General features: G+C 63.4%; 1 protein-coding gene. It reads right to left on the bottom strand.

Translation table 11 applies throughout. The features are described 5' to 3' along the window. The coding region (locus tag NFJ07_RS25595) for an NADP-dependent phosphogluconate dehydrogenase (protein WP_269998912.1) at positions 1-626 on the bottom strand (626 nt) is incomplete at both ends.

Genomic DNA, 626 nt, shown 5'->3' with positions numbered 1-626 from the left:
GGAACCGCGTTGGCAATGGCTTCCTCAACCGTCCAGCGACCTTCGCCGGAGTCCTCGACGTAGTCCCCGATCGAGGCCAGGCCCGGGTCTTCGTCCAAGGCTTTGACCATGAGGTCCAACAGCCAGGAACGGACAACCGTGCCCTTTTGCCAAGCACGGAAGGTTCCGGGAAGGTCCTTGATGATGTCCTTGGCCGCGAGCAGCTCGTAGCCCTCGGCGTAGGCTTGCATCAAACCGTACTCGATACCGTTGTGGACCATCTTGGCGTAGTGGCCCGCCCCCACGCCGCCCACGTGGACGAAGCTGTCGGCACGTTCGCCTTCGGGGCGCAGCGCGTCGAATACCGGCAGGGCGAGTTCGATGTCTTCGTCCGCGCCACCTGCCATGAGTCCGTAGCCGTTCTGCAGGCCCCAGACACCTCCCGAAACACCGCAATCGGCGAAGCGGATGTCCTTGGAGTCCAGGAAAGCCGCGTGTTTCTGGTCTTCGGTGAAGCGTGAGTTGCCGCCGTCGATCACCATGTCCCCGGCAGAAAGCTTCCCGCCGAGTTCGCTGATCACGGCATCCGTGATGTCCCCGGAAGGAACCATGACCCAGACCAGGCGCGGCGCCGGAAGCGCAGCAAT

Source organism: Arthrobacter sp. B2a2-09, assembly GCF_027587375.1.
GTDB lineage: Bacteria > Actinomycetota > Actinomycetes > Actinomycetales > Micrococcaceae > Arthrobacter.
This window is presented reverse-complemented; position numbering and strand designations above follow the sequence as displayed.